The 4,082-nt window shown below is 59.4% G+C and carries 6 protein-coding genes; 4 read left to right on the top strand and 2 right to left on the bottom strand.

What is annotated here, in order from left to right; genetic code table 11:
• Positions 1-106: 106 nt before the first annotated feature.
• Genes WCA53_RS15125 through WCA53_RS15115 form a run of 3 tightly spaced genes read left to right on the top strand, consistent with a single transcriptional unit; the run spans position 107 to position 1,480 of the window.
• Positions 107-829, top strand: a complete 723-nt coding sequence (locus WCA53_RS15125) for a 2OG-Fe(II) oxygenase (RefSeq protein WP_423911689.1) — start codon at positions 107-109, stop codon at positions 827-829.
• 53 nt (positions 830-882) lie between these two features.
• Positions 883-1,179, top strand: a complete 297-nt coding sequence (locus WCA53_RS15120; RefSeq protein ID WP_423911686.1) for a type II toxin-antitoxin system RelE/ParE family toxin — start codon at positions 883-885, stop codon at positions 1,177-1,179.
• A gap of 10 nt (positions 1,180-1,189) precedes the next feature.
• The gene (locus WCA53_RS15115; protein WP_423911683.1) at positions 1,190-1,480 is read left to right on the top strand and encodes a HigA family addiction module antitoxin; all 291 of its coding nucleotides are present in this window, start codon (positions 1,190-1,192) and stop codon (positions 1,478-1,480) included.
• Positions 1,481-1,656: 176 nt separating this feature from the next.
• Here WCA53_RS15115 and ribA read toward each other — a convergent pair whose 3' ends face one another.
• Both ribA and WCA53_RS15105 read right to left on the bottom strand, forming a co-directional pair.
• Positions 1,657-2,307 (bottom strand): GTP cyclohydrolase II, encoded by a 651-nt coding sequence (ribA, locus tag WCA53_RS15110; RefSeq protein ID WP_423911680.1) that lies wholly within the window; start codon positions 2,305-2,307, stop codon positions 1,657-1,659.
• Between the two features lie 18 nt (positions 2,308-2,325).
• Entirely contained in the window at positions 2,326-2,463 is a 138-nt protein-coding gene (locus tag WCA53_RS15105) for a hypothetical protein (RefSeq protein WP_423911678.1), read from the bottom strand.
• A gap of 118 nt (positions 2,464-2,581) precedes the next feature.
• On the opposite strand from WCA53_RS15105, the gene WCA53_RS15100 reads away from it, so the two are divergent.
• A partial coding sequence (locus tag WCA53_RS15100; RefSeq protein ID WP_423911674.1) for an ABC transporter substrate-binding protein occupies positions 2,582-4,082 on the top strand: 1,501 nt, incomplete at its 3' end.

Below are 4,082 nucleotides of genomic sequence, written 5' to 3'. Positions count from 1 at the left end.
CCCTCCCCCCGTAGCCGCCAGCAGGCCTCGAATGAAACCGCAAGACCCGGATTGTCCGGCGCGCGCCCATGCCTGATCCTTAGGCTTTCAAAAGGAAAACTAGCTCATGGACATCCAGACGACCGATATGAACGCTCGCGTCAGCGCAATCAACTGGCACTTCGTCGAAGAACAACTCGATCGATACGGCTGCGCAACGGTTTCCGACCTACTGACTCCCCGTGAATGCGACGCGCTGGTAACACGCTATTCCAGCGACGCGCTGTACAGAAGCCGCGTGGTCATGGCGCGTCACGGATTCGGACGCGGCGAGTACAAGTACTACGCTTATCCGCTACCCGAACTGATCTCCACAATACGCCGCGAGGTCTATCCGCATCTCGTGCCCGTTGCGAACCGCTGGAACGAGACGATGAATATCGATGTCCGATACCCATCGAAGCACACGGAATTTATCGAGCGATGCCACGCCGCCGGACAAGTTCGTCCAACCCCGCTAATCCTCCAATACGCGGAAGGCGACTTTAACTGCCTGCACCAGGATCTCTACGGCGAACACGTGTTTCCGCTCCAACTCGCCATCCTGCTCTCGGAGCCGGGGCGCGACTTTATCGGAGGGGAATTTGTCATGACCGAGCAGCGCCCGCGCATGCAATCGCGGCCCGAAGTCGTGCCGCTACGCCAGGGCGATGCCGTGATCTTCGCCGTGCATCACCGGCCAGTGAACGGCACGCGCGGCCCGTATCGCGTGAATCTGCGGCATGGCGTAAGCCGGTTGCGCTCGGGGCATCGTCACGCAGTGGGCGTCATTTTTCACGACGCCGCCTGAACCCGCACACTCCTTTTCTTGCGTACCGTATAGCGTTCATATACACTATACAAATGATCAAGAGCTTCCGACACAAAGGGCTGGAGCGGTTTTTTCTGACCGGATCAAAAGCGGGCATCACCGCCGCTCACGCCGATAAACTGCAGATTCGCCTCACGGCGCTCCATGCCGCGACGGGCCCCGATGATATGAACGCGGCGGCGTGGAAACTCCACCCGCTCACCGGGAAGAACCCGAAGAAGCAGGACGTCGAAGGGCACTGGTCAATATGGGTAACCGGCAACTGGCGGCTGACGTTCTTTTTCGAAGGAGCAGATGCTGTTCTTGTTGATTACCACGACTATCACTAAGGAGCCGACCATGACATCGATGTATAACCCGGCGCACCCCGGACTGGTGTTGCGCGACTACCTGGGCGAACTCAGCGTTACGACCGTGGCTGAACGGCTTGGCGTGACGCGCGCAGCGCTTTCGCGGATTCTCAACGGCCATGCCGGTATATCTGCCGATATGGCCGTATTGCTTGGCGCCGCGCTCGGAACGTCGGCAGAAATGTGGACCATCATGCAGGCTCGGTACGACCTGTATCAGGCACAACAAAAACCGCACCGGAAGGTAGTGCCATTTCCTGAGCTGGCACGAGCAGCCTAACGTGCAATCGCATTGCCCGAAACCGCCCGCGAGGCGGTTTTTTTACGCCTGCGCCAACGCGCACTGATGCCGGCTGACCAGGCTGGCATAAGGACTCCACCCTCGCGGCACACTCTCCGCTGGCGGAACATCCCAATCCCGTTGGCGTCATTTTTCACGACGCCGCCTGAACCAACCTATTCGTTCTCGTCAAAGTAATGGCCGAAACGAACCTGCTTCGTCTTGATGTAGCGCTCGTTTTCCTCGCGCATCGGAATGGCCAGCGCAACGCGTTCGCACACCGGAATGTCATGCTTGAGCAGGGTGTCGAACTTCGACGGGTTGTTGCTCATCAGGCGCACCGAGCGTACGTCGAGCGCGCGAAGGATGGCTGCCGCGGAATCGTATTCTCGGGCATCGTCGGGCAGGCCGAGATGCAGGTTGGCGTCGACGGTGTCGAAGCCCTGCTCTTGCAGCGCATACGCACGGATCTTGTTCGCGAGCCCAATGCCGCGTCCTTCATGACCGCGCAAATACAACAAAATGCCGCGATTCTCAGCCGCGATGTACCGCATGGCGAGGTCGAGCTGTTCGCCGCAATCGCATCGGTATGAGCCGAAAACGTCGCCGGTGACGCACTCGGAATGAAGCCGGCACAATACCGACTCGCCATTGCTGACGTCGCCCATGACGAACGTCAGATGCTCGGCGCCAGTACTTTTCACGCGATACACATGCGATTCGAAAACGCCGTAGCGCGTGGGGATGGTGGCTTTCGCCACAAGTTCGACGCATTCGTCGTGGACCGCTTCGGCGGAGTCTGCAGGTGAATCGGAAACGTTTTTCATTTTCTCTGGAACTGCCTATTAGGGCGTATGCGTCATGCCGACGGACAACACCGTCAGTTTGGCTGCCGCCCAGGCGCCGAGCGCCCGGTCCGACATGTTAAAACGCTTGGGAAATATTTGCAGCCCATACGGACCGTAGGGCTTTGCGTATTTCACCGCGCGTGCGCCCGGACCTGGAATAACAACAGAAGAACGTATTGTTTCGCCAAAAATTCCGCGGCCGATAAAGTGGAGGGGCGCTCAGCGCCACCTCATCCAATCCCTTTTATCCTTCATGCCACCCAAAAACTCAACGATAGGCTCCATTATCGCTCCTCTGGCCAAGCTGGCCCGAGTCGCCGCGTCCTTGCTGTTCACCGTGGGCGCGTTGTCCAGCACGGCACACGCAGCAGGCAAGACCCTGGTGTTTTGTTCCGAAGGCAGCCCCGCTGGTTTCGATTCGGCAGAGTACACGACCAGCACCGACTTCGACGCCGGCGCGCACGCAATCTACGACACGCTCGTCGAGTTCAAGCGCGGCTCGCTGGATCTCGTGCCGGGTCTCGCTCAAACGTGGGACGAGTCGGCCGACGCGAAGACCTTCACGTTTCACCTCCGACACGGCGTCAAGTTCCAGTCCACGCCCTGGTTCAAACCCACCCGCGATTTCGATGCGGACGACGTTCTCTTCACGTTCAAGCGAATGATCGACCCGGACAACGCGTTCCAGAAAGCGCACCCGGTGAGCTTTCCCTATCTCACCGATCTGGGCTACGACAAGAACATCGCATCGGTGGAAAAACTCGACGACTATACGGTCCGCTTCACCCTGAAGACACCCGACGTCGTGTTCGTGCGCAACATCGCGATGGAGTTCGCCTCAATAGTATCCGCCCAGTACGGCGACCAGCTTCTGCAGGCCGGGAAGACCGAAGACCTGAACCAGAAGCCGATTGGAACCGGCCCGTTTGTGTTCCGCGATTATCAGAAGGACGCCACCATCCGATACGATGCAAATCCCGATTTCTGGGACCGTAAGGACGTGCACATCGACAAGCTGGTGTTCTCCATCACCCCGGACGCCGCTGTGCGCATGCAGAAACTCGCGAGCGGCGAATGCCAGATGACCGCGTTCCCCCGCCCCGCCGACATCGTGACGGCACGCAAGAATCCTGGCCTGGCGGTCCTGTCGGGTGTGGGCTTCAATGTCGCGTATGTCGGCTACAACACCACGCACAAGCCGCTCGACAACGTGCAGGTGCGGCGCGCGCTGGACATGGCGGTCGACAAACCGAACATCCTGAAAAGCGTCTATGAAGGCTCGGCAACGGTCGCGACCAACCCGATGCCGCCCTCGCAATGGTCGTATAACACGTCCTTGAGGGACGCGCCCTACGATCCCGCCAGGGCGCGCGAGTTGCTGAAGGAAGCGGGCTATCCGAACGGCTTTTCCATCACGCTCTGGGCGATGCCCGTGCAGCGCGCCTACAACCCGAATGCACGGCTGATGGCTCAGTTGATCCAGTCCGACTGGTCGAAGATCGGTGTGAAGGCGAATATCGTGACGTACGAATGGGCGGAGTACAACAAGCGCGCGAAGGAAGGCGGCGAACACGATGCCATTCTCTACGGCTGGACGGGCGACAACGGCGACCCGGACAACTGGCTCGGCACCACCCTCGGTTGCGACGCGGTCCATGGCAGCAACATGGCCAAATGGTGTAACAAGCAGTTCGACGACTTGCTCGGGCACGCTCGGCTTATTACGGACCAAAACAAGCGAGCCAAGCTGTATG

This window comes from Caballeronia sp. (genome assembly GCF_049581465.1).
Classification (GTDB): Bacteria; Pseudomonadota; Gammaproteobacteria; order Burkholderiales; family Burkholderiaceae; genus Caballeronia.
The sequence above is the reverse complement of the archived record's forward strand: the minus strand, read 5'-3'. Positions and strand labels throughout refer to the sequence as shown.

Bases quoted from the DNA above. Each gene is read 5' to 3' on its own strand.
- WCA53_RS15125 (WP_423911689.1), top strand. From the start codon at position 107: ATGGACATCCAGACGACCGATATGAACGCTCGCGTCAGCGCAATCAAC.
- WCA53_RS15120 (WP_423911686.1), top strand. From the start codon at position 883: ATGATCAAGAGCTTCCGACACAAAGGGCTGGAGCGGTTTTTTCTGACC.
- WCA53_RS15115 (WP_423911683.1), top strand. From the start codon at position 1,190: ATGACATCGATGTATAACCCGGCGCACCCCGGACTGGTGTTGCGCGAC.
- ribA (WP_423911680.1), bottom strand. From the start codon at position 2,307: ATGAAAAACGTTTCCGATTCACCTGCAGACTCCGCCGAAGCGGTCCAC.